Genomic DNA, 24,222 nt, shown 5'->3' with positions numbered 1-24,222 from the left:
ATGAACACACAGTATTACCAGGATCATTTTACCCGCTTGCAGGCAGCTACCCGGCCCGGGCATTTGCATGCACGCAGGGAGGAAGCATTCCGCGACTTCAGCCGGTTGGGCATACCTACCACCCGGAATGAAGAATGGAAGTATACGCGCATCAGTGGTTTGTTCAATAAAGAATGGCATTTGCCGCTTTTGCAGGAGAAAACAATAACTGAAAATGACCTGCATGCCGTTCGGCTACCCGGTTATGAAACAGCCAGTGAACTGGTGTTTGTGAACGGATTCTTTTCATTTGCACTTTCCAATATCCGTTCAGAGAGCCTGACGGTACTGCCTTTGGAAGAAGCGGCAGCTAACGGATACAATGAGATTGTATCAGCTCATTTCGGACACAGCAGTGGATACATCAAAGACGGTATACATGCGTTGAATACAGCCTTCACGGAAGGTGGCGTATTTATCCATCTTAGAAAAACGAAACATGAAAAGCAGCCGGTATATATTTATCACCTCACTACGGCAGAGCATGAACCGGGTTTCACACAGCCGCGCAGCCTGGTATACCTGGGGGAGCAGGCAGAAATGCAATTGGTGGAAACTTCCATGTGCTTAGGTCAACAAGACAGCCTCAACAGCCAGGTAATAGAGATCGTGTTGGAAGAAGCCGCTGTACTGGAATATTACAAGATACAGCACGACCACGACAATGCCAGCCAGGTAAATACCACGCATATACGCCAGGTGGGCAAGAGTTATTCGCATACGGTAACCCTTTCATTGAATGGCAATATGGTGCGCAATAATTTGAATGTGGTATTGGAAGCATCGCACAGTGAAGCGCATTTATATGGACTTTATTTTCCCAAAGGAAAGAGCCATATCGATAACCATACCATTGTAGACAACCGTGTTCCTCATTGCGAGAGTAATGAGTTGTACAAAGGCATACTGGACGAACAGGGAACCGGTGTTTTCAACGGAAAAATATTTGTAAGACAACCTGCGCAAAAGACCAACGCTTTTCAATCGAATAAAAATGTGTTGTTGTCCGATACGGCTGCCATCAACACAAAACCTCAACTCGAAATATTCGCCGATGATGTGAAATGTTCGCATGGTTGTACAGTTGGCCGCTTGAGTGAGGAAGGATTGTTTTACCTGCAATCGAGGGGCATCCCCGAGAAAACAGCACAGTCGATGTTGCTGCATGGCTTTGCAGAAGATGTGCTGGAGAAGATCAAACTGGAACCGATTCGTCGCTATGCAGACGCACTTGTAGCGGCCAGATTAGAATACGATATTGTATGATAACAATAGCTACCATACCCGTCTTTGATGTGTATGCACTTCGCAAACAGTTCCCCGTGCTGGAAAGAGAAGTGAAGGGGAAACCTTTAATCTACCTGGATAATGCTGCTACTTCCCAGAAACCGGCTGTAGTGATCGATGCGCTGGTACAATATTATACCGGGTACAATGCCAATATACACCGCGGTATTCATACGCTGGCCGAAGAAGCTACTGCCGCTTTTGAAGCCACCCGTGAAACGGCGAAACATTTTATCCATGCTGCCGGCAGGGAAGAGATCATTTTTACACGAGGCACCACAGAAGGCATCAACCTGGTAGCGTATACCTGGGGAAGAGCCAATGTTGGTAAAGGCGATGAGATCATCATCTCTGCTATGGAGCATCATTCCAATATTGTTCCCTGGCAGATCCTGTGCGAAGAAAAAGGCGCGCAACTGAAAGTGATACCGGTAGATGATGCCGGTGAACTGATCATGGAAGCCTATGAGAAATTATTGAGTGATAAAACCAGGCTGGTTGCGATAACACATGTTTCCAATGCACTGGGCACAGTGAACCCGGTAAAACAGATGATCCGTTCGGCGCACAAAGCGGGCGCACTGGTATTGGTAGATGGCGCGCAGTCTACCGTGCACCTCGATATCGATGTACAGGATATGGACTGTGATTTCTTTGTATGCTCTGCACATAAATTATACGGCCCCACCGGCGTAGGTGTTTTGTACGGCAAAAAGCATGTACTCGAAGCCATGCCTGTTTTCCAGGGAGGAGGGGAGATGATCAAAGAAGTAACTTTTGAGAAAACAACATACAATGAACTACCTTATAAATACGAAGCAGGTACACCCAATATAGCCGATACCATTGTATTCAAGACAGCATTGGATTTCATTGAACAAACAGGCAAGGAACAGATCAGGCAACACGAACATGAGTTGCTGCAGTATGCGACCGCCGCGCTGGAAACCGTTCCGGGACTGAAGATCATTGGCAGGGCGAAAGAAAAAACAAGCCTGGTTTCTTTTGTGATCGATAAAGTGCATCCGCAGGATATAGGGATCCTGCTCGATAACAAAGGGATCGCTGTTCGCACAGGCCATCACTGCGCGCAACCGCTGATGCAGCGTTATGGCATTCCCGGTACCATCAGGGCTTCATTCGCAGCATATAATACAAAAGAGGAGATCGACGAACTGTTATTAGGATTGGAGAAATCGATCAAACTACTGGTATAAGTAACATGAAGAACGTGAAGACCATACAGGAAACGGAAGCAGCCATCATCGATTCGTTCTCGCTTTTCGATAGTTGGGATGATAAATACGAATACATCATCGACCTGGGTAAGAAATTGCCGGCCCTTGATGAAAAACATAAAACAGAAGAAAACAAAGTACGGGGTTGTCAATCCACCGTTTGGCTCACGGCCGATTATAAAGACGGAAGGGTTTATTTCAGTGCAGACAGCGATGCAGTGATCGTGAAAGGGCTGATCAGCATGCTGATCAGTGTATTGTCTGGCCATACGCCACAGGAGATCATCGATGCGCCGCTCGATTTCATAAGGGAGATCGGCATGACCACCCACCTGGCGCAAACCCGTTCAAATGGTTTGAGGGCCATGGTAAAACAAATGAAACATTATGCGCTGGCTTTTCAGGCCATGCGTCAACACTCAATCAACGATCATGGAAACAGCCGAACTGAAACAAAAAGTCATTGATTGTTTGCATACGATCTATGACCCTGAAATACCGGTGGATATTTATGAAATGGGACTGATCTATGAGATCGATATCCTGCCGGTCAACAATGTACAGATCGTGATGACGCTGACGGCGCCGAGCTGTCCGGCTGCACAATCGTTGCCGGTGGAAGTGGATCAGAAAGTAAGAGAAATAGAAGGCGTGAATGATGTGCATGTATCAGTAACCTGGACACCACCTTGGAACAGGAGTATGATGTCTGAAGCGGCCCAATTGGAACTGGGCATGTTATAAATTGATAACGATTAATTTGTCATTACATGAAAATCACCGCACAGGAAGAATACGGTTTGAGGATATTGATACGCATTGCCTCTTGCAAAGACGATGAAGGCATGAGTATTCCCCAACTGAGTGAAGCAGAGGGACTGAGCAGCCACTACGTGGCCAAGCTTGCCCGTGTCTTACGCATAGGCGGCTTCATCAACAGCACGCCCGGTCATAAAGGTGGTTATGTATTGGCCCGGCCCTCACAAACAATCGTTGTTAAAGATGTATTGGCAGTACTCGGGGGTGTACTGTTCGATAAAAAATTCTGTGAACAACATTCAGGGACTTTAAAACTGTGCACCAATTCAGTCGATTGTTCTGCACGTTCGCTCTGGCAGATGATACAATTTGCGGTAGACCGGTTGCTCGATAAAATTACCTTGCATGACCTCGTGAATACGGAAAAAGAATCAAAACAAACACTCACCTCTATCCTGGAACAGAGCTACATCATGTAACAGAGCCCTTACTACATCATAAATGTCTTCAAAGCCTTGTATGCGTCATACAAGGTTTTTTTATGCCCAAAATCATTTGTTATCAAAACATGAACTAAAAATTACCAAATGGTTATCCCCGGCTATAATTACATTATTTGACATTCAGTTAACACTGTTCTGCTAATGTTGCCCAACATTTTGTAAAACACCTGAGTCTATGAAATTATCTACCAAAACTTTGTTGGTAACAGTAATGTTGCTGACTGCCTTCTCGCTTAAAAGCTTTTCACAGGAACGGATGGTATCCGGAAGAGTACATACCAAAAACGGTATCGGCATAGCCGGCGCCCTGGTGCAGGTAACGCCTTCCAAAAGATCAGCCATCACAGACAGTATCGGACATTATTCGATCGTTTTGAAAGATGGAGATAAAACGATCTCAATCAACTCTATTGGCTTTATATCACAGTCTTTCCCGTTGACTGCAGTACAGCATTTCGATTTCGCTTTATTGGATGACCCCAAATCACTTACCGAAGTGATTGTAACAGCTTACGGTATCAAAAAAGAAACCAAAAAGATCGGCTATGCCGTACAGGAACTGAAAGGATCAGACCTGATAAAAGCCAGGGATGATAATCCCATCAATTCTCTCGTAGGTAAGATTGCAGGATTATCAGTGGGCGCCAGCCCGGAAATGCTGGGACGTCCCGAACTGGTATTGCGGGGCAGTAAAGACCTGCTTTTTGTAATAGACGGTGTGCCGGTGAATACAGATACCTGGAATATCAGTCCGGATGATATAGAAAGCTATTCGATTTTAAAAGGTGCCAACGCCTCTGCGCTCTATGGTTTCAGGGGTATCAACGGCGCCATCATTATTACTACCAAGCGCGGCACCAAAAGCAAAAAAGGCTGGCAGGTAGATGTGAACAGCAGTACCATGTTAGAGAAAGGTTTTGTAGCCATACCACAAAGCCAGACCGAATACGGAAGGGGAACGGCTTTTGTTTACAGCTATGGAGATCGTTTGTATGATAACAAACAGCGTTTACCTGAATGGGGTCCTCGTTTTGAAGGCCAACTGGTAAAGCAATACGACAGCCCTTACGATCCGGTAACCAATACCAGGACCGCTACACCCTGGACAGCCCGCGGCGCGGACAACTTCAACAAGTTCATGGAGATGGGTGTCATCAATACCAATAACGTGGCCCTCTCTGCTGCTACCGACCGTTCAGATATACGGATATCGCTTTCGAATATGAACCAGAAAGGGATGAACCCCAATACGAAGCTGAATTCTTACACGATGGCCGTGAATGTGGGATACCGCATCACCGATAAGTTGTCTGTAGAAGCCAGCATCAACCTGAATAAACAGTATTCACCCAATATTCCCGATGTGAACTACGGACCCAATTCATATATCTACATGTTTAAAGTATATGGATCTTCCGATTACAATATTGACGACCTCAAGAATATTTATAAAGCGCCGATGGGAGTTCAGGACCTGATTCCTTATGCGCAGGAATATGGCCGCGAAAACAGCGCCTGGTTCATTGCCAAAAAATGGCTCCGTTCGCACGATAAAACAGATGTCAATGGTTATGTAAAAGCAACTTACCAGTTCAGTCCTTCTCTGAATCTCAGCCTGCGTTCCCAGATCACTACCTGGACGCAATTGAGAACAGAGCAAGTACCTGCCGGAACCAACCTGAATACATACACGCCCTGGTATTATTTTGGATGGTATGGCGATTACAGAGAAGACAGGAGGAATCTCTTTGAAAACAATACCGACCTGATCCTGCATTTCGATAAGCGGGTAGGTAAGTTCAATATCAGCGCTCTCGCCGGCGGAAGCGAGCGTTCGTTTACTTATAATTCTTTGTGGGGAACCACCAAGGCGATGGCAGTGCCCAATGTATATGCACTGTCCAATTCCAAAGAACAATATGCCTCTTTTACGTGGGGCTCTAAAATGCAGGTGTACAGCGGGTTTTATTCAGTCGATTTTAGCTACGATAAATACCTTACCCTGTCGCATACCGGCCGTGTAGATAATTTGAGTACGCTGGCCAAAGGATACAATACGTTCTATTATCCATCGGTGTCTTTGAGCACCGTGGTAAGCGATTATGTAAACCTTCCATCGGTCATCTCTTTCTTTAAACTCCGCGCTTCTTATGCTAATGTGAAAGGCGGACTCACTGCCCCCACCATCGCTTCAGCATATTATCAGAATACAGGTATGAGCACCAATTCATTTTTGGGATATGGTACAGACCTGTACAGTTCTTACGATGGACCTACTTACAAAAACCAGAATGCTTACAGCACAGTAACTTATTACAACAATGGTCAGTCTGTAGATTTTACCAGCACCATCGCCAACCAGGCGTTGAAGCCTTATACCGTTTCTTCTTATGAAGCCGGCCTGGATATGAAATTCCTGAAGAACAGGTTGGGCGTTGATGTTACTTATTTCACCAGCTTGAATGGTCCGCAGATCTTCGCATTGCAGGTTCCTTCATCAACCGGTTACACGTCTCAGAATGTGAATGCGATCACTTCCGAGAAGAAAGGATATGAGATCAGCGTATCGGGATCACCCATTAAAAGCGCCAGGGGACTGAGTTGGGATGTAGCGGTAAATTACGCTACCTATAAAGAAACATTGCAGGATATATACGGCGATGAGAGCGTGTTGAGTTTGAATGGCCACAATTACAGGAAAGGGGAAAGACTGGATGCCATTTATGGCGCAGGCTTTGTGCGGGATGGGAACAACAATATCATTTATAATGGCGGATTGCCTTTGAGGGCGCCTTCTGATATCAATAACAATAGTTTCCTGGGATATGCCAACCCTGATTTCACTTTCGGTATCAACAACAAGTTTACTTATCGCAATTTCAGTGTAGGCTTCCAGTTTGATGGAAGGATCGGCGGAAGTATCTATGATGAAGTGTATAAAGACGGTATGAACGGTGGTACTGCTTATGAAAGTGCATCGGGAGATTTTGGTGTTGCCCGTTTGGCAGAATGGCAATCGACCAATAACGGTAGTGTTGCACCTACTGCTAAATATATAGCGCCGGGTGTAAAGATCATTTCAGGTACTCCTGTTTATGCGGGCGGTAAGATCATCAACTTGAAAGACCTCACTTTCGCTCCGAACGACCAGGCCACCACAGTTCAGAAATTCATTTCTTCCGGTATTGGAAACGTAACTGAATACTGGATGACAGATCGCTCCTTTGTTAAGTTACGCGAAGTGAGTATCAGCTATACATTGCCTGCCGGTCTGTTGGCTAAGAGCAGGTTTATCAAGTCGGCCACTTTTTCACTGGTAGGAAGGAACCTGCTGTACTGGGCCAAGAGAAAAGACATTGACCTGGATCAGTTCGCATCGGGTTACAACGATACCGACCGTTCATTGAATAACGGGGGTGTTTTACAAAGTGTTACAGCCAGGAGATTCGGATTCAACATTAACCTTAGTTTCTAATTCCACCTGATCTTTTCACTAACATAAATCATAACAGATGAAAATAAATTTTTTAAATATCCTCATAAGTCTGACAACGATAACGCTGGTAGCAAGCAGCTGTCAGAAAGGCGACCTGCTCTCTAATCCAAACGTTGCAGCAGAAAGCGCTACGGTGCCGGCATCTTTGATTCTCAATCATATTACGGCCAATCTTATGAGAGAGGAAGAGCCCATTATTTCTTCAGTATATCGTTATAACCAAAACATCGTATCAAACTATTCCTACTACTTCGGCGGCAACTCGTATAACTGGTCAAATACCAATCACACGTACGATATGATCAGGTATTGCTCCAAACTGGAAGAGCAGGCGCAGAAACAGTATGGTAATACCACGAACGTGTATTTTGCGTTGAGCAAGTTTTTCAGGGCTTATGCTTTTATCTGGCTCACACAAAGGGTAGGAGATATTCCCATGACCCAGGCCGGTAATCCCGGTAACCTTACACCGGTATACGACAGCCAGCACGATGTATATAAAAACTGCCTGGCATTGTTGGATACGGCCAATACTTTATTGGGAAACCTGACCAATACTACAACTGCGTCGACCAAAGTAGATGCCGGTGGCGATATATTCGGACTGACTTATCTGCAATGGCGTAAGGTGATCAATACCTATAAATTGCGCGTATTGATCAGCCTCAGTCAAAGGGCCGATGACAATGCCGACCTGAACATCAAAAGTCAGTTCGCCAATATCATTGCCAACCCTACCAATTACCCCATCATGACCTCCAATAGCGATAATATGTCGTATCGTTATACTACGGTTACCCTGTATCCGCCAAACCGTTCGGGTTACGCGCCGTACAATAACTGTGAGAACATCAGTCAGACATTCTTTAATGTAACAGCTGCCTACAATGATCCCCGTGTTTTTGCATTGGCCATACCGGCTCCTGCTCAACTGGCGGCGGGCAAACAGGTAAGCGATTTTACCGCTTATGTGGGTGAAGACAATGGTAAGTCGCAAGGGTTGATGTCTAACTTCTCTACCGATGGCAAGTATTCTTCGTTGAGTTATAACCGGTACATGTCTTCTGCATCGGGGGCCAATGCAGAACCTTATATTTTGCTGGGCTATCCGGAGCTTTGTTTCAACATAGCGGAAGCGGCGTACAGGGGCTGGATACCGGGCATTATTGCGGCAGACTGGTACTACAAAGGAATCAATGCTTCCATGAATGTCTATGGTTTGTCGCAAGGGCAAACGGTGACCATTGGTAACGTAGATGGAACCAAGCCAAATATGGGAACAGCCACTATCGATATCAATGGGTTCCTGGCCAATCCAAATGTGGCTTATGATGTTACGAAAGGACTTACACAGATACTCACCCAGAAATATGTGGCCTTCTTCATGAATTCGGGTTATGAGTCGTATTACAACTGGCGCAGAACAGGTGTGCCTGCCTTCAGCCAGGGAGGAGCGGGTATTGGTACGCCCAGCAACCAGATACCGCTTCGCTGGCAGTATCCTCAGGATGAGATCAACTTCAACAATACCAACTATACTAGTTCCATCGGCACGCAATATGGTGGCAAAGACGATGTGACGGCAAAAATGTGGTTGATCAAATAATTTGTTTTTTGTGCAGTAAAAGAACAAGTATGCTAAAATGGATGTGCTCATTGGTGGTTTGCATGGCTGTGCTTGATAGCCATGCACAGGTGGCGGACAGCGCCAAACGTTTTGTTCGATTGGATGGCACAGTCAATTTTCGTGATATTGGAGGATATGCTACAAAAAACGGCATGCATGTAAAATGGGGAAAGATATACCGTTCAGATGCTTTGAACAGGCTGTTTGATAACGATCTGAAAAAACTGCAGGACCTGGACATCAGTTTTGTGGCTGATTTCCGCGGGCCTTTCGAAGCGAAGGCTGCGCCGGACAGGCTTCCGGCCGGAGCAGTACGTATTTCTTTACCTGCGGGTAGCGAGCATATAGGTGACAGCAGCAATAAAACCCTGGGGCTGCAATTGCCTCCGGACTCTTCATTGGTAAGTTTTTATCGTAATACTGCCCCTTTCCGTGAAAGGTACAAACCGGTTTTTGATGCATTGTTGGGTTTGCAGGCCGGCAATGCTTTGCTTTATCATTGTACAGCAGGTAAAGACAGAACAGGCATCGCCACTGCATTGATATTGTATGCACTGGGTGTTGATAAAACTGTTATTGTACAGGATTATATTGCCACTAATGTGTATCGTCGTTCCGCCAATGCAAAAGCCATTCCTGCTATGGTAAAAGGATATGGTATCAGTGAAAAAGTAGCCGGCAATATGATGGCCGCACGCGAAGAATACATAGAGGCTACATTCAGTTCATTAGAAGAACAATATGGCTCTATCGACAATTATCTTAAAAAGGAAATGGGACTGAACAAGGCTAAGCGTAAACAACTGCAAGCGCTTTATTTGACTGAATGATGCACCCTATTATCAGCTTTGAAAACTAAAATCATTGTGTATGCCTGTTCGAAAAGCTGTATCAGCCGATTGTGATGCCATAGAAGACCTACTCGATCAGTTGGATTATCCGCATACCGGCGGGTTTTTGAAAGAGAAAATGGAAATGATCTTTCAAAACCCGCTGGTATCTTTATTGGTATATGAAAAGGATGGGAAAGTAGTGGCATTCATGGTATTGGAATTCCTGGTTCAATTAGGATTGAAAGGAGATATTGCCAGGATCGGATATTTTTCAGTTGATAATAATTTCAGAAGCAAAGGCGTTGGCCGCGAGATGGAACAATACGCCGAAGAATTGGCCAGGGAAAGAAAATGTGATCGCATAGAAGTGCACTGCCATGAAAGGCGGAATGATGCACATCGCTTTTATTACCGACAGGGGTACACGGAATCGCCTAAATACCTGATAAAGCTCCTCGACTAGCTTCGTCCCCTTTTTCCCCTTACTGCTCCGTCCAACCCCTGATTTTTACCTCTCTTCACAAAAGAATGCTGCTTTCTGCGGTTTTTTGAATGTCTGGCCGTTTCTTCGTAAAGATTAAAAATAGCGAAGAAATAGGCCTGTTAGTATGTAATATAGACGCTGTATTGACTTAATATTGTATGTGCGCTTTGGAAGTCATTTTTTAGAATGCGGATTTTTGCACAAAAAAAATGACGGAGAATGCAATATTTTACCTGATTTTTATGTCTATAACAACCTGGCAATATTCAGGAATAACTACTACAATAATTTACCAAAAACCAAAAAGTATACTTATGAGAAAATGGAAGCTCTTTAGTTTGGTCATGCTTGTGCTGATGAGCATGATGACAAACAACCTCGCGGCCCAAGGCGTTCCCATCAGCGGAACCGTACTTGCAGACGATGGTACTCCGCTGGCGGGGGTAACTGTTACTGTGAGCGGCACCAACCGGTCGACTGTAACGGATGATAAGGGCAAATTCACCATCAATGCCAATAAAAACACAACACTGCAATTCAGCTATGTGGGCTACACCACACAAAAGGTAAAAGCTGTAGCGGGCATGCAGGTAAGCCTGGCAAAAGATACCGCCCAGCTGAATGATGTGGTTGTTACAGCGATGGGTATTAAAAAAGAACGGAAGGCATTGGGATATTCGGTCACTGACCTGAATGCGCAGGAACTGATGAAAAATAAAAACACCAATGTTGTTAACTCTTTAGCGGGTAAAGTGCCCGGTGTAAACATTACGCAATTCAGCGGTGCCGCAGGCGCCGGAGCATCTATCACCATCCGTGGTGGTAACTCTACATCTGAGGGCAGGCAGAACCAGCCTTTATTTGTGATCGATGGTGTTATATACGACAACTCAACTACCGTTACCGGTAATACAGGTACCGATGGTTTATCGCGCAGCAACACAACTTTCTCCAACCGTATCATGGATGTTAACCCGGAAGACGTGGAAAGCCTGTCGGTGCTAAAAGGCGCTGCTGCTGCGGCGTTGTACGGATCACGGGCGGCCGACGGTGTTGTCATTATTACTACAAAGAAAGGAGCCGAAGGTGTTGTGAAGGTGAATGCTACCAGTAAGGTAAGTACTTCCTGGGCAAATAAGCTACCCGAAGTTCAAACCCAATTTGGTAACGGTGTTTATTCCAGCAACGGTGTGCTTAACAATATTTCGTATAGCAACTGGGGACAAAAACTTACAGCAGCAGATACGCTATACAATAACATCGGCAACTTCTTTCAGAACGGTATTGTGTATGATAACAACGTAAACGTATCGGGTGGTTCAAAAAACGGTTCTTTCTTTTTATCGGGATCTAATTTTGATCAAACAGGTATTGTTCCCAACACAAAATATGGTAAAACTACTTTTCGTTTTAACGGCGAACAAAAGTATGGAGCTTTAACACTGAATGCGAATGTTGCCTATTCCATTGCCAATATCAACAGAACACTGACTACGGCAGGATTGTATGGAAGCGGCGTTGGAAGTATGCAGTCGTTGTACACTTTCCCGCAAACATTTAATATCAAGAATTACCTCAACCCGGATGGTTCGCAACACCGGATTTTTGCCGGAACGCTTCCTCTGGAAAACGATATCGATAACCCATACTGGATTATCAACAAAGACAACCTGACTTCACAAACCAAGCGCATCACCGGAGGTATCAACGGAACCTATAAGATTGCGAAATGGTGGGATGTGATAGCCCGTTTGGGATACGACCAGTACACAACCAATGATTACACCTATATCGCTCCCGGATCTGCGCTTGCGCCACTGTATCAGAACGGACGCTTGAGCAAAGACCTGTATGACTATCGATATATTACCACCACCGTAATGAGTAATCTCCATAAAACCTTCGGTGATTTTGATACGCACCTGATGTTGGGAACTACTTCTGAAAATACGCTGATAGCAAACCAGAACCATTGGGGATATAATTTTATTACAGCCGGCACCATCAGCTTTAATAATATGGCATCGACCAATAAATTCTTTACGGATGGTACAACGAGAAAGCGTTTGGTAGGTGCTTATGGAGAAGTTGGCGCTTCTTATAAAAACATCGCTTTCATCACTGTAACCAGCCGGAATGACTGGTCTTCTACATTGCCCCTGGAAAATAACTCGTATTTCTATCCTTCCGTTAGTGGATCTTTTGTGTTTACGGAATTGTTGCCCAAAAACAATATCCTTTCTTTCGGTAAGGTGAGGGCAAGTTGGGCGAGGGTTGGTAAAGATGCCAATGCCTATGCAACGAATACTTATGTAAACCCTCCGATCTCCATTGGTGGATATACCGGCATTGGTAACCAGTACTACTCTGGCAATCCTTACCTGATACCAGAGATCCAAAACTCATGGGAAGTAGGTGGCGAGTTCAGGTTCCTGAATGGACGGATAGGTTTGGATTATACTTATTATCACAGCGAAACAGAGAACCAGATCGGCCAGCCGCGCTTAGCGCAATCCGGCGGATTTATTTTCAGCACCCTCAATTCCGGGTCTGTACTTAATACAGGTATGGAGATAGCGCTTACCGGTAAACCCATCTTAACAAAGGATTTTACATGGGATGCGACACTGAATTTTTCTTATAACAAAGGCAGGCTGGGAGCTTTCATTCCGGGTGTAGCTTATTTCTATCCTACAGACGCTCAATTTGGAACCATCAAAGCGGCATCTATTCCCAACGGTGGTTACTTTTTGGGAATGACGGGACAACCATATTTGCGTGAACTGGATGCCAAAGGCGTTGAAATACCCAACGGACGCTACCAGGTAGATCCTTCTACGGGATTCTACAAACTGAACACGACCAACCCGGTGGTAGGTAATCGTGAGCCGAGTTGGATCGGCGGGTTTAACAATACATTCCGCTACAAAAAATTCGCTTTGTCATTTCTGCTCGACATCCGCAGGGGAGGAGATGTGTTCAATGGTACAGAGTATGCGATGGTTACAAACGGGTTAAGCAAATTAACAACACAGAACGATCGCCAATCGGTAACGGTGTCAGGCGTTAACAGCCTTACAGGAGCTGATTTTAATCAAACCTATACTGCGGGACAGTCGTACGTGATCAATGGAACAACCTATTCCGGCAACTACCTCATCCAGCAGTACTGGCAGAATTATGCGGCCAACTCGTACAACTTTATCACTTCTGTGAATTGGGTGAAACTGCGCTCCCTGTCGTTGTCTTATGATTTCTCTGATTATTTCAAGAATAAGAAGATCGTCAAGGGACTTAGCGCAACGGCTGTGGGAACCAATTTATTTACATGGACAAACTACAAAGGAATGGATCCTGAAGTAAGTGCTGCGGGAGGAACAGGAGGTTCAGGTTCTACAGGTATTGATTACCTGGGTGTGCCTGCAACAGCGAGTTTCACTTTCGGGGTAAATATTATGTTTTAACCAATGAAAAAATGAAGATTATGAAAAGCTCAAAATATATATTGGCGATTTCACTGCTTGCACTGGGAGCAACCTCATGTAAGAAGTTCCTGGATGTAAATACGGATCCGGATAACCCGAACAATAAAAACGTATTGGTTCAAAACAGGTTACCCTGGATTGAACATTTTTACCAGTACACATCAGGCGTTACCAATTATCGTACGGCATGCCAGGCAGGCGTTTATTATTCTAACAGCGGCAACCCTAATACATTCAGCACCACATGGCAATGTTCAAGCGGCAATTCAACAACGCCCTATCAAACATGGTTTGTGGAAGTGTCTTCCAATGTGGTTGATTTGTATAACTCCGCCCAGAAGCAAGGGGCCTATCATTATATGGCTGCTGCCGATGTATTCCATGCATTGGGTTATATGCAGATGCTGGACCTGTATGGAGAAATGCCCTATACACAGGCAGGAACGGGAAACCCGAGTCCCAAGCCAGATGATGGCAAAACCATTTATAACGGATGCATGGCAAAACTGAATGAAGCCATCAGCTTGTTCGGTAAAACACAAGATGCCGGGGCGCCCGCATTGGCTACCGGCGATCTGTGGAACGGTGGGGATGTAAGCAAGTGGATAAAAATGTGCTGGGGATTGAAAGCCCGTTATATGCTCAAGCTGTCGAAAAAAGCATCGTTCAATCCGGATTCTGTGCTGTATTGTTTATCGAAGGGGCCTCAGTCTATTGCCGACAATATAGTAGGCCCTGGCTTTAACAACAGCACAGTAACCGATTATTTGTATGGCGACCCGGTAGTAACCAATGGCAACTTTGACTATGCGGCTTACGGAAGTTCCAACCGCATTTCTCAATACTATTATAACCTGCTGACCAATATGCGTGGTTCAGGTGTAACGGATCCCCGCATGAGTAAAATTGTACCTGCTTATATGTCGGGCGTGCAACTGGATGGTAATGGTAAGGTAGCGTCTTATACCTGGACCCGTTCACAGGGTGTGGATTCTTATGGTCCTGCAGCCCGCTTGTTAAAAGGAGGTGCCACTTCTATTCAAACACCTACTTACGCCGCTGCAAATACGAAAATAACATACACTATTGCCGATGCAACGGACCGTGCAAATTTTACTGCCGCACAAATAGCAGCAGGGCGTTATGATGCCAGCAGCAGTGGCAATAACGTAGTGGTGATCTACAAAGCCGGTTCTATTTTTATAAACAGTACCAATTACCTGTATGCAGGCGATACCATTTATGTAAACCTGCGTAGCAGCTCAGTCGCCACATCAGGCATCACTGCACAGGGACAAACGGATGTGAGTTGGTATCCTTCTACTGCCGCATTTAACGCCGGCGTGGTGGCGTCTACCGGGTCGTTCCAGGTTCGGCCTGTTTCTGACCAGGAGATTGTGACTTACCATGAGATGTGTTTTATCAAGGCCGAAGTTTATATGCGTAAAGGTGATGCTGGAAATGCATATACAGCATATAAAGCCGGCATCCAGGCACACATGGATATGATGCAGACTAAGCTGAGCCAATGGAAAGCCGCCGGGTATACTGCCACCAATCCAGATATGGCGCCTATGGATCAAAATGCCATCACTGCTTACATGGCGAGTACTGCCGTTGCCCCCGGTGCGCTGACCATGTCAGATATCATGCTGCAAAAGTATGTGGCCATGGGTTGCAGCATTGAAAACTGGAATGATATGCGACGCTTCAATTTCAGCGCTGGCAACATAGCTGGCTTTGGTGTTGTTTATCCGGGTTATCAGCGAGGACCTTTGTTTACAGGCCAGTCACAGTTAACAGGCGGTTCTCCAACAGATCCCAGGTACTGGATGCGCCGTTGGCAGTTGCCACCCGTATATGAGATCAATTACAACTCTGTAAATACACTTGCCTTAAATGCGCATGCAGCTGATCCCAATATCTGGAGTATGCCGGTTTGGTGGGATTGTGCAACGGATGATGAGTATTATGGGTACCTTAAAAAATAGTGATCCAATATCTTGTGGATGATCTTTAATAAAAAGGGGCTGTCTCAAATCAATAGTCAAAGCGCTGGATGAACTTAAACATTATATCAAGCGAAAAACGACGGAAAAGCAGAACGCGTTAACCCTGCTCAGACATACCAACTTTAATGAACGCCAGATCATCCTTCTACAGGAACTGATGCAGGATACTACGCTGTTTTTTACGGTTCAGCAAGTACAGAATAAGTTTGGAGTCAGTAATCAAACGGCAAGAAATGATTTAAATGGTCTTGCAGAACAGGGGGTATTCGAAGAACGCAGGACCGGCCACAGAATACAATTTTTGCCGCGGCCTGACTTTATGAAAAAGATACAGGGCAAACAGATAATAATGCAAAGCGCGGGTGATTAAAACTGCCGGCAGAATATGCTGGTCGGCTCAATCAGCTACTCGGCTAATATTCTGTGTTGGCGATGGTTTAAGCGAAAATAAAAATGGACAAACCGAAAAAAATCGATTTGTCCATTCGCGTTGCCCTGACTGGACACTTTTCGAATCACTTGCTGGCAGATTTGAGGCTGATTTGTATTGACCTCTTAATTATTGCACCGCGATCTTACGCGAAATGCGCTTAGCCTCTTCCCTTTTAGGAAGCGTGAGCGATAATATTCCGTTTTCATAACGGGCATTCGCTTTTTCTACATCTACCGTACTGTCTACAGTAAAACTGCGGGAAAAGGATGTGGAGCGGTATTCCCGGCGTATCCATTTTCGCTGATCACTTTCCATTTTCTGTTCGTTGTGCTCGAAAGAGACTGTCAGGGTATCGACTGTAAATGCCAGTTGAAAATCCTCTTTCTTCAAGCCCGGCGCGACCACCTGAACCTCATAGGCCGTATCGGTCTCGACGATGTTCACCGGCACGCGGGTATCCGACTGTAAACCGTTGAAACCCCAAGGCCGATCGTCAAAAAAACGATTTAAATTACTTTGGAAGAGTTCATCCACAACACTTCCAAATGTGGTCGGACGATTGTCCGCTCTTTTGATGATGTTGTTCATGATTTTTCGTTTTTAAGGTTAATTTTCGCAGATCAATATGAATGCCAATTGACTTACTGTTGAAAAAATGACAGCTGTTCAGAAAAATACAGGCGAAAATTATCGACATCATATCTTAAAAAGCGATAAGGCGGTATGTCATTTTTGCATAAATGAGAAGATGGCATCGTGATTGCCCGATGGAAAAATTAGCGTGTTATCGACTAATTTTCTGTTTATAACAGCGGTATAAATCGATTGTTATGAGAACTATGTTTTATGTCATACTTCGGTTACGAACAATTGATGGATTCGAGTCCTATGGGTCGTTCAACCTGGGAGACGACCGAGAATTTGCATATAGCACGTTCAGTCAGTTGAAGGGGCGGGAATTGCCGCAAGAAACTGATATGCTGCATATGGATTTGATGGAAACAAAGGAGGGGCTGCCGGTCAACCTCAAGATAGTGAGCTGTACGGCAGAAGAAATTGCAGCAAATGTGAAATGCATTACGCGGGAAATGTTCAAACTGCTAAACATGGGATCAAAATAATACTAAATTTTAGATATATATATTGCAACCTGCCCATTTTCATTGTTCGTCGGGGTGGCCGCTACCAAAGAAAAACGCCCCTCACTATCGCGAGAGGCGCCTGTTGCCCGGAGTGGACGTTTCTCGAACCACTTCCTGGCGGATTTGGAAATGGTCGCCGAACTAAGCGCCTGATTTTCTATTATTTAAGGACGTTATTTTCAGCTGTGCAAGGCACAATTTGTTAAACAAAGATATTGGTGGGCCATTCTTTTAGTGGCGATCACTCTGTTTTGGCAACCGGTAGCTGCTATCCAGCCTCCATGTTTGAAACCGTCTTATGTGTCCTCCTGCTTCTATTTTAATTTAAAAAACTGTTCATATAAGTCAGGATCGTAGTCGTCTGCATCATCAAACTGACATGTCCTTGTGAAGGGACAATAGCCAATTGCGATTTTGGCATTGGCCGTAGATCAGACCCCCCACCTCCTAGCAATTGATATGTTTTTGCCAGCTCAACTTTATCCAGTCCGTCATTGTCACCGGAAATGATCAATACAGGCGAGGATATCTTAGAAACATTGGACTCACCGAGGTCAATTGGAGTCTGGGCGAAAGCAATCATCTGCTCTAAGTACTTTGTCCATTTTGTTTTATCAGGTGCAATCGCGTCGTATGCGGTTTCGAAAGGGCTATTCGAAAAAAATTCAGGCTTGAATGCTTTAAACGCATTGGTTACTTTGGGTAACCAGCCACTGCTTTTATAAGTAGAAGAAATGATCACTAATTTTCTTAACCGCCTGGGGCTTTGTATAGCAAACTGGTAAGCCACAGAGCCGCCCATGCTATATCCTGCTACATCGGCACTGTCAATTTTCAGGTAATCCATTACTTCCTCCACATCACTTGCTAAAGCAGGAAATGATAATTTTCTATCTGAATAGGGTGAATGTCCGTGTCCTTGCAATTCAATGGCAATTACTTTCCTGGTTTTTGACAACTCAGGGATCAATTGGCTCCAGTTCATTTCAATTGTATAAAAAGCGCCATGTAATAAAACTATGGGCCTGCCCTCGCCATATACTTCGTAATATACTTTGATACCATTAACGGGTGCATACCCGCTGTTGGAAGGTTTAATTTGTTGTCCGTTTAAAGTAGATGCTACAAACATAATTGCAACAAATAGGATTGGTTTAAGAAATTGAATTTTTCCCTTTTTCATTTCTCAATTTTTTATATGATGTAATAATTCTTCCAGTTCATTTAATGTCATAGTGAAACCTTCTTTGAAACCCATTTTGATGAGCATTTCAATGTTAGCAAGGGTTTTGTGCTTTATTGCAATGTTCACTTTTGTTATTCCATTTTGTTCGCTAAAATTCAATTCCCAATTTGAAGTTGGAAATTGTGTGTTTATGTTTCCGTCTTTGTCAGCAAACGATGATGCCCACTGCAAATTGGTTTTAGGGTTAATGGCTGTGTATTCCTGAACGCCATAATTCTCTTGCCCTTCGGTACTAACCATTGCGTAAAATCTTTTGCCACCCACTTTAAAGTCCATTGAATATGTTTTTGATGCCAAAGGTTTTGGGGCCCACCATTGGTCAAGTATTTCTTGTTTAGTAAATGCGTCCCAAACCGATGAAAGGTCGGCTGCAAATTCTCTGCTCATTAATACGGTGTTTGTTGTTTTATCAACCCTAAATTCAAATTGTAATTTGTTCATTTTTTATTTCTTTTAATTGATGTTAATAAGTTGTCTAATTGGTTAAATTGGGTTTCCCAAATTTTCCGATATTGATCTAACCATTTGTCGATTTCTTTCATTTTATCAATTTCAAGAGAGTAATAAATTTCTCTACCTTGATATTCTTGTTTTACAAGTTCACACTCTGTCAGAATACGCAAATGTTTTGAAACCGCTTGTCGGGTAGTGTTGAAATTTTCAGCAATGGCGTTTGGTGTCATTGCCTGAAATGCAATTAAAGCAATAATTGCCCTTCTGGTTGGGTCAGCAATTGCTTGAAAAATGTCTCTACGCATTTCGTCTATTTACTTTAATGAAACTGATCGGTTGCAAATATATATGCAACTGTTTGGTTTCGCAAATTTTTTTTCAATTTTTTTAAAACTTCATAAAAAGTCGCTGGAATTGTCGAATTGTTAGGCCGATGAGTAGCTTCGGCCTTTTATCATCGGCCTCCGCCGATCCCCCGCATTGTATTACCCAAGTGACCTCACCGGGCTGGCGCCCGGTGTTATTTTTTTCGTTCATCCGCTCCTGTGAGTAAACTCGCTTCGCTACTGTGCACGAACCATATCTGAAAATCAATGAGCCCACTGAGCCTACTATGAGCCAATTGCTTTTTGTTAAAAGATGCCAACTATCTTTAGCTTTGAACTACCGAGCTTTTTTCGGTAGTTCAAAACTACAAGGTGATTCGAAACTAATAATGTCGACCTTATTAGAATATCGAGCCCTTTTGAAACAAGAGAGTTAATGTATTTGAAAACAAAGAGGTAGTAAAAAAGAAAGTTTAAAACAGATTCAAATCTAAAAAAGCTGTGAAAAGGCTGGGTGGATATAGTTCTTAGAGGACATACATAGTATCAAGCATTTGAATAAAAACAAATAAAAAAGGAAAGGTAAGTGCCTTTCCTGAAATGTTGCCCGACCTGGATTCGAACCAAGACAAACTGAACCAAAATCAGTTGTACTGCCATTATACTATCGGGCAATCCATGCATTCCGTAGTGGAATGGGGTGCAAAAATAGGGGTAGGAGAGAATTGTTCCAAATTTTTTAACCGTTCTGTTCGTATATTGAACCCCTTATTGCAAGCCTTATGTCAAAACTCATCCTTTTTGCCGCGTTTATTGCCTGTATCCTGCTCATGTCATTCAATTATGACAAGAAGAAAAAAGTAATATTTTTTGGTGATTCTATTACCCAGATAGGGGCCCAGCCGGGTGGCTATATCCGCCTCATGGACTCGCTCCTGAAACAGGAAGGAGTAGAAAATAAATATGAACTGATAGGCGCTGGTATCAGCGGTAACAAAGTATATGATCTTTACCTGCGGATGGAAGAAGATGTGATCAGCAAGAGCCCGGACATCGTAGTCATTTACATTGGTGTGAACGATGTGTGGCATAAATCCAGCTTTGGCACCGGTACCGATTACGATAAGTTTGGAAAATTCTATGAAGCCATTGTTAAGAAACTGAGAGCTGCCGGATCTAAAGTGATCCTCTGCACACCCGCTGTAATAGGAGAGAAAAAAGATTTTTCCAACCAGCAGGATGGCGATATGAACCAGTACAGCAGTTGGATCAGACAGTATGCAGCCAAAGAATCTCTGCCACTCGTAGACCTGCGCACCCTTTTCCACGAATACGAACTCCAAAACAATCCCGACAACAAAGAATCAGGCATTTTAACGCGCGACAGGGTACACCTGAATGCAGCCGGTAACCTCCTCGTAGCGGAAGCTATGTGGAAAGCGATCAAATCCCTGTAAAAATTATTGCATACCCGGCTGCTTCAATTGCCAGCCGGTTTTTTGTTTTTCAGCATCTACCATGGCTTTTACATCGGCCAGTAATTGTTTGGCATTGTACACAATGCCATCTTTAATGGTATACAATACGCCACCGGTGCGCACCACTTTGTTTTCTTTGGTAAGGGTAATAGCTCCCGTGCCATACAATACCTGCAGGTTTTGCAAAGGATTGGCATCGATGATCACCATATCGGCCAGCTTGCCCGTTTCCACACTGCCGATCTCTTTATCGGCGCCAAGGGCCTGCGCTCCATATAAAGTGGCCGAACGGATCACTTCCAACGGATGGAAACCTGCTTCACGCAGCAACTCCAGCTCGCGGATATAACCGAATCCATAAGTTTCATAAATGAAGCCGTTATCTGACCCGGCAGTCACACGCCCACCGCGGTTTTTGTATTCGTTCACAAAAGTCATCCACAACCGGTAATTGTTTTTCCATTCCACTTCCTGCTCTGTACCCCAGTGATGCCAATAAGAGCCATGCGACTGCCGGCTGGGCTCGTAAAACTGCCAAAGCGATGGCAACGTATACCACTCATGCCATTCAGCCCTGCGCGCTCTTTGCAGGTCGCGGTTGGCATCGTAAATATTAAACGTAGGATCCAATGTAAAATCGAGCGATAACAATTCATTCATCACTTTGTTCCAATGTTCTGAATAAGGCACTGCTGCCTGCTTCCACAGTTTGCCCGCTTCTTCAAATCGATCCTGCTCATTGTTGTAATTGTAATCGGGTGGGTATTGTTGGATGGTTTTATCGGTAAACAATGCTTCGGGCAAACCATACCAATGCTCCATGCTGGTGAGGCCAGCGCGGGCAGAATTCAACACATTCCAGCGCGCTACGTCGAGCTGCGCATGATGACAACAAGATCGCAATCCCAGTTTTTTATTTTCACGAAGCGCAGCATCCATGACCTCCGGTCGCGCACCAAAGAATTTAATGCCATCGGCTCCTTTGCGCGCATTCTCCTGTACCCAGGCACGTGCCTGGTCGGCAGTATTGATGGGTGTTTTACTGCTTTGTCCGAATACTGTATAAGCAAATATCCTGGGCGCTGTAATGAGATTGGCGGCGCTTTTTTGTTTCTCATCCAGTGTCCATTCCAGTCCGTTGCCGGCCGATGGATCCCTGATGGTGGTGATACCATGTGCCATCCACAGTTTGAAAACGTATTCGGCAGGAGTGCCCTGTTCCTTGCCACCGATATGCCCATGCATGTCTATAAGCCCGGGCAACACATACATGCCCTCACAGTTGAGTTCTTTCCCGCCCTGTTTGAGCGCTGGTCTACGGCCAGGATCAATAGCCGCACCCGGGCTTCCCACCGTTTGTATCTGCACAATGCGGTTTTGCTCCACCACAATATCAACCGGACCAAAAGGCGGCGCACCGGTACCATTGATGAGTGTAACACCCCGGATGATCAGTTGGGTATAAGGGCCATCGCCTTCTTTTTTCTCAGGCGCTTTGAGAATCTGCGCATGAACGGCAGTGAATGCCAAACAGAACAGCAGGGAAAGGAAGTGTAGTTTTTGTCTCATATAACAGGTTGAGTTGATGAATATACGAATTCACGCCCAATACCCGTTGATGAGCTATACGGCTTTTACGAGGTAGTAATTTTTCTTCCCTTTTTGCACCAGCAAATATTTATCCTGCAAAAGGTCAGACTGCTTCAGCAAATTTTCATCGCTGCTGATCTTTCTTTTATTGATGCCTATGCCGCCCGATTGCCACATTTTACGCGCTTCACCTTTGCTGGGGAAGATTTGTGTATCGGCCAGGAAGCTTACAATATCATACCCCGCTTCGAGTTGCGATTTGCTCACTTCTACTGTGGGAACGCCTTCCATCACCTGCAACAATTGTTCTTCATTCAGGCTTTGCAAAGCTTCGGTAGTGGCATTGCCAAACAGTATCTCCGATGCCTTCACAGCAAAATCATAATCGTGCTCACTGTGCACGAATACAGTTAGTTCACGTGCCAGCTTTTTTTGCAGTGCACGTTGGTGCGGGGCTGCTTCGTGCTCAACCAATAATGCATCAATTTCAGTATGGGGCAGCAGGGTAAATATTTTGATCCACTGCTTGGCATCATCATCGCTGGCGTTGAGCCAGAACTGGTAAAATTGGTAGGGTGATGTTTTAGTAGCATCCAACCATACATTGCCTTTCTCCGTTTTGCCGAATTTACCGCCGTCGGCTTTGCGAATGAGCGGACAGGTAAATGCAAACGCTTCACCACCAGCCTTACGGCGGATCAGTTCCGTACCGGTAGTAATATTACCCCACTGGTCGCTGCCACCCATTTGCAGTTTGCAATGCTTGTGTTCGTAGAGCCAGTAAAAATCATAGCCCTGTATCAGTTGATAAGTGAATTCAGTAAAACTCATACCGGTTTCACCTTCCAGTCTTTTCTTCACACTGTCTTTCGCCATCATATAATTGACGGTGATGTGTTTACCGGCGTCGCGGATAAACTCGAGAAAGCCAACGCCTTTGAACCAATCGTAGTTGTTCACCATGACCGCCGCATTGGGTTTGGCGCTGTCGAAATCCAGGAATTTTGACAATTGTTTGCGAACGCCTTCCTGGTTGTGTTGCAGCACTTCTGCACTCAGCAGGTTTCTTTCTTCGCTCTTGCCGCTGGGGTCTCCAATCATGCCGGTGGCGCCCCCTACCAAAGCATAAGGCTTATGACCGGCTCGCTGCAGGTGCACCAGTAAGAGAATGGGAACCAGGCTGCCGATATGCAAACTGTCCGACGTAGGGTCAAAGCCAATATAGCCGGATACCATTTCTTTTTGCAACAATTCTTCCGTGCCAGGCATGATGTCCTGCACCATTCCTCTCCACCTGAGTTCTTCTATGAGCGTCATTTACTTCGAATTTGCGCAAAAATAGGAAATGGAGCGGATTCGCTACTTTCGCGTCATGAATAAAAACATGCGCAAAGTAGGAGATGGCACCCGGGCGCTTAATTTTTTTATCGATACGGCGATCATTTTCATACTCGCTTATGCCGGGTATAAGGTATGGAGCTGGTATGTGATTTACTGGCATTACCCCTATTACAAATTCGGATGGTTCTTCTTTGGCATACTGTTCATCTATTATTGTTTTTTTGAAGGATTGTTCAGCCGCACACCCGGCAAATGGTTCACTTTCTCAAAAGTGATCAATGCCCATCAGCGAAAACCATCTTTCCCGCAGATCATCGTGCGAAGCCTTATACGCATCACCATCATCGACATGTTTTTCATTCCCTTCCTGGGCAAACCTTTACACGATTACCTGAGTAAAACAGATGTAGTAGAAATCTAACATCTCACAACTAACAACGCACAACTCAC

At 44.7% G+C, this 24,222-nt stretch carries 21 protein-coding genes and 1 tRNA gene; 15 read left to right on the top strand and 7 right to left on the bottom strand.

What is annotated here, in order from left to right:
• The 12 genes from sufD to BLU98_RS18125 all read left to right on the top strand — a co-directional run bounded on the left by sufD (position 1) and on the right by BLU98_RS18125 (position 16,133).
• Positions 1 to 1,305, top strand: coding sequence for a Fe-S cluster assembly protein SufD (gene sufD, locus BLU98_RS13095; protein WP_092725279.1), 1,305 nt, complete (start codon positions 1 to 3; stop codon positions 1,303 to 1,305).
• On the top strand, positions 1,302 to 2,543 hold the full coding sequence (locus tag BLU98_RS13090) for a cysteine desulfurase (RefSeq protein WP_092725278.1): 1,242 nt from the start codon (positions 1,302 to 1,304) through the stop codon (positions 2,541 to 2,543). The genes sufD and BLU98_RS13090 overlap by 4 nt, the downstream gene beginning before the upstream one ends.
• 5 nt (positions 2,544 to 2,548) lie before the next feature.
• Positions 2,549 to 3,031 (top strand): SufE family protein, encoded by a 483-nt coding sequence (locus BLU98_RS13085; protein ID WP_092725275.1) that lies wholly within the window; start codon positions 2,549 to 2,551, stop codon positions 3,029 to 3,031.
• Positions 2,997 to 3,308 (top strand): iron-sulfur cluster assembly protein, encoded by a 312-nt coding sequence (locus BLU98_RS13080; RefSeq protein WP_092725268.1) that lies wholly within the window; start codon positions 2,997 to 2,999, stop codon positions 3,306 to 3,308. Before BLU98_RS13085 ends, BLU98_RS13080 begins: the two co-directional genes overlap by 35 nt.
• A 26-nt stretch (positions 3,309 to 3,334) precedes the next feature.
• A complete protein-coding gene (locus BLU98_RS13075; protein ID WP_092725261.1) occupies positions 3,335 to 3,802 on the top strand; it encodes an RrF2 family transcriptional regulator in 468 nt (155 codons plus the stop codon).
• 199 nt (positions 3,803 to 4,001) lie between these two features.
• Complete coding sequence (locus tag BLU98_RS13070; RefSeq protein ID WP_092725258.1) at positions 4,002 to 7,301, top strand: SusC/RagA family TonB-linked outer membrane protein; 3,300 nt, start codon at positions 4,002 to 4,004, stop codon at positions 7,299 to 7,301.
• Positions 7,302 to 7,338: 37 nt separating this feature from the next.
• Entirely contained in the window at positions 7,339 to 8,928 is a 1,590-nt protein-coding gene (locus BLU98_RS13065) for a SusD/RagB family nutrient-binding outer membrane lipoprotein (RefSeq protein WP_092725256.1), read from the top strand.
• A 29-nt stretch (positions 8,929 to 8,957) separates the two neighbouring features.
• On the top strand, positions 8,958 to 9,779 hold the full coding sequence (locus BLU98_RS13060) for a tyrosine-protein phosphatase (protein WP_092725254.1): 822 nt from the start codon (positions 8,958 to 8,960) through the stop codon (positions 9,777 to 9,779).
• Between the two features lie 40 nt (positions 9,780 to 9,819).
• Positions 9,820 to 10,245, top strand: a complete 426-nt coding sequence (locus tag BLU98_RS13055; RefSeq protein ID WP_092725252.1) for a GNAT family N-acetyltransferase — start codon at positions 9,820 to 9,822, stop codon at positions 10,243 to 10,245.
• A 335-nt stretch (positions 10,246 to 10,580) separates the two neighbouring features.
• Positions 10,581 to 13,730: a SusC/RagA family TonB-linked outer membrane protein gene (locus BLU98_RS13050; protein ID WP_092725250.1), complete on the top strand. Its 3,150-nt coding sequence runs from the start codon at positions 10,581 to 10,583 to the stop codon at positions 13,728 to 13,730.
• A gap of 20 nt (positions 13,731 to 13,750) precedes the next feature.
• On the top strand, positions 13,751 to 15,742 hold the full coding sequence (locus BLU98_RS13045; RefSeq protein ID WP_092725248.1) for a SusD/RagB family nutrient-binding outer membrane lipoprotein: 1,992 nt from the start codon (positions 13,751 to 13,753) through the stop codon (positions 15,740 to 15,742).
• 28 nt (positions 15,743 to 15,770) lie between these two features.
• Positions 15,771 to 16,133, top strand: coding sequence for a DeoR family transcriptional regulator (locus tag BLU98_RS18125; protein ID WP_371937927.1), 363 nt, complete (start codon positions 15,771 to 15,773; stop codon positions 16,131 to 16,133).
• A gap of 189 nt (positions 16,134 to 16,322) precedes the next feature.
• Here BLU98_RS18125 and BLU98_RS13035 read toward each other — a convergent pair whose 3' ends face one another.
• Positions 16,323 to 16,784, bottom strand: coding sequence for an Hsp20/alpha crystallin family protein (locus BLU98_RS13035; protein ID WP_092725244.1), 462 nt, complete (start codon positions 16,782 to 16,784; stop codon positions 16,323 to 16,325).
• Between the two features lie 242 nt (positions 16,785 to 17,026).
• On the opposite strand from BLU98_RS13035, the gene BLU98_RS13030 reads away from it, so the two are divergent.
• A complete protein-coding gene (locus BLU98_RS13030; RefSeq protein ID WP_092725236.1) occupies positions 17,027 to 17,317 on the top strand; it encodes a hypothetical protein in 291 nt (96 codons plus the stop codon).
• A gap of 340 nt (positions 17,318 to 17,657) precedes the next feature.
• Here the strand turns inward: BLU98_RS13030 and BLU98_RS13025 are convergent, their stop codons facing one another.
• From BLU98_RS13025 to BLU98_RS13005, 4 genes are all read right to left on the bottom strand, one after another.
• Complete coding sequence (locus BLU98_RS13025; protein ID WP_092725234.1) at positions 17,658 to 18,521, bottom strand: alpha/beta fold hydrolase; 864 nt, start codon at positions 18,519 to 18,521, stop codon at positions 17,658 to 17,660.
• A gap of 3 nt (positions 18,522 to 18,524) precedes the next feature.
• Complete coding sequence (locus BLU98_RS13020; protein WP_092725233.1) at positions 18,525 to 19,025, bottom strand: SRPBCC family protein; 501 nt, start codon at positions 19,023 to 19,025, stop codon at positions 18,525 to 18,527.
• Positions 19,022 to 19,342 carry an ArsR/SmtB family transcription factor gene (locus tag BLU98_RS13015; RefSeq protein ID WP_092725232.1) on the bottom strand — a complete coding sequence of 107 codons (321 nt, stop codon included), beginning with the start codon at positions 19,340 to 19,342 and terminating at the stop codon, positions 19,022 to 19,024. Before BLU98_RS13015 ends, BLU98_RS13020 begins: the two co-directional genes overlap by 4 nt.
• Before the next feature lie 624 nt (positions 19,343 to 19,966).
• Positions 19,967 to 20,037, bottom strand: a tRNA-Gln gene (locus tag BLU98_RS13005).
• A gap of 108 nt (positions 20,038 to 20,145) precedes the next feature.
• Between BLU98_RS13005 and BLU98_RS13000 the strand changes: the two genes are divergently transcribed.
• The gene (locus BLU98_RS13000; protein WP_092725216.1) at positions 20,146 to 20,820 is read left to right on the top strand and encodes an SGNH/GDSL hydrolase family protein; all 675 of its coding nucleotides are present in this window, start codon (positions 20,146 to 20,148) and stop codon (positions 20,818 to 20,820) included.
• A 3-nt stretch (positions 20,821 to 20,823) separates the two neighbouring features.
• Here the strand turns inward: BLU98_RS13000 and BLU98_RS12995 are convergent, their stop codons facing one another.
• Positions 20,824 to 22,410: an amidohydrolase family protein gene (locus tag BLU98_RS12995; RefSeq protein WP_092725215.1), complete on the bottom strand. Its 1,587-nt coding sequence runs from the start codon at positions 22,408 to 22,410 to the stop codon at positions 20,824 to 20,826.
• A gap of 54 nt (positions 22,411 to 22,464) precedes the next feature.
• Complete coding sequence (gene tyrS / locus BLU98_RS12990) at positions 22,465 to 23,748, bottom strand: tyrosine--tRNA ligase (protein ID WP_092725214.1); 1,284 nt, start codon at positions 23,746 to 23,748, stop codon at positions 22,465 to 22,467.
• A gap of 55 nt (positions 23,749 to 23,803) precedes the next feature.
• Here tyrS and BLU98_RS12985 point away from each other — a divergent pair, with 55 nt between their 5' ends.
• A complete protein-coding gene (locus BLU98_RS12985; protein ID WP_257574971.1) occupies positions 23,804 to 24,193 on the top strand; it encodes an RDD family protein in 390 nt (129 codons plus the stop codon).
• Positions 24,194 to 24,222 lie beyond the last annotated feature (29 nt).

The organism is Hydrobacter penzbergensis (assembly GCF_900106985.1).
Lineage (GTDB): Bacteria > Bacteroidota > Bacteroidia > Chitinophagales > Chitinophagaceae > Sediminibacterium > Sediminibacterium magnilacihabitans.
This window is presented reverse-complemented; position numbering and strand designations above follow the sequence as displayed.

Coding starts and splice junctions, on each gene's coding strand:
- sufD (WP_092725279.1), top strand. CDS start 1: ATGAACACACAGTATTACCAGGATCATTTTACCCGCTTGCAGGCAGCT.
- BLU98_RS13090 (WP_092725278.1), top strand. CDS start 1,302: ATGATAACAATAGCTACCATACCCGTCTTTGATGTGTATGCACTTCGC.
- BLU98_RS13085 (WP_092725275.1), top strand. CDS start 2,549: ATGAAGAACGTGAAGACCATACAGGAAACGGAAGCAGCCATCATCGAT.
- BLU98_RS13080 (WP_092725268.1), top strand. CDS start 2,997: ATGGAAACAGCCGAACTGAAACAAAAAGTCATTGATTGTTTGCATACG.
- BLU98_RS13075 (WP_092725261.1), top strand. CDS start 3,335: ATGAAAATCACCGCACAGGAAGAATACGGTTTGAGGATATTGATACGC.
- BLU98_RS13070 (WP_092725258.1), top strand. CDS start 4,002: ATGAAATTATCTACCAAAACTTTGTTGGTAACAGTAATGTTGCTGACT.
- BLU98_RS13065 (WP_092725256.1), top strand. CDS start 7,339: ATGAAAATAAATTTTTTAAATATCCTCATAAGTCTGACAACGATAACG.
- BLU98_RS13060 (WP_092725254.1), top strand. CDS start 8,958: ATGCTAAAATGGATGTGCTCATTGGTGGTTTGCATGGCTGTGCTTGAT.
- BLU98_RS13055 (WP_092725252.1), top strand. CDS start 9,820: ATGCCTGTTCGAAAAGCTGTATCAGCCGATTGTGATGCCATAGAAGAC.
- BLU98_RS13050 (WP_092725250.1), top strand. CDS start 10,581: ATGAGAAAATGGAAGCTCTTTAGTTTGGTCATGCTTGTGCTGATGAGC.
- BLU98_RS13045 (WP_092725248.1), top strand. CDS start 13,751: ATGAAAAGCTCAAAATATATATTGGCGATTTCACTGCTTGCACTGGGA.
- BLU98_RS13035 (WP_092725244.1), bottom strand. CDS start 16,784: ATGAACAACATCATCAAAAGAGCGGACAATCGTCCGACCACATTTGGA.
- BLU98_RS13030 (WP_092725236.1), top strand. CDS start 17,027: ATGAGAACTATGTTTTATGTCATACTTCGGTTACGAACAATTGATGGA.
- BLU98_RS13025 (WP_092725234.1), bottom strand. CDS start 18,521: ATGAAAAAGGGAAAAATTCAATTTCTTAAACCAATCCTATTTGTTGCA.
- BLU98_RS13020 (WP_092725233.1), bottom strand. CDS start 19,025: ATGAACAAATTACAATTTGAATTTAGGGTTGATAAAACAACAAACACC.
- BLU98_RS13015 (WP_092725232.1), bottom strand. CDS start 19,342: ATGCGTAGAGACATTTTTCAAGCAATTGCTGACCCAACCAGAAGGGCA.
- BLU98_RS13000 (WP_092725216.1), top strand. CDS start 20,146: ATGTCAAAACTCATCCTTTTTGCCGCGTTTATTGCCTGTATCCTGCTC.
- BLU98_RS12995 (WP_092725215.1), bottom strand. CDS start 22,410: ATGAGACAAAAACTACACTTCCTTTCCCTGCTGTTCTGTTTGGCATTC.
- tyrS (WP_092725214.1), bottom strand. CDS start 23,748: ATGACGCTCATAGAAGAACTCAGGTGGAGAGGAATGGTGCAGGACATC.
- BLU98_RS12985 (WP_257574971.1), top strand. CDS start 23,804: ATGAATAAAAACATGCGCAAAGTAGGAGATGGCACCCGGGCGCTTAAT.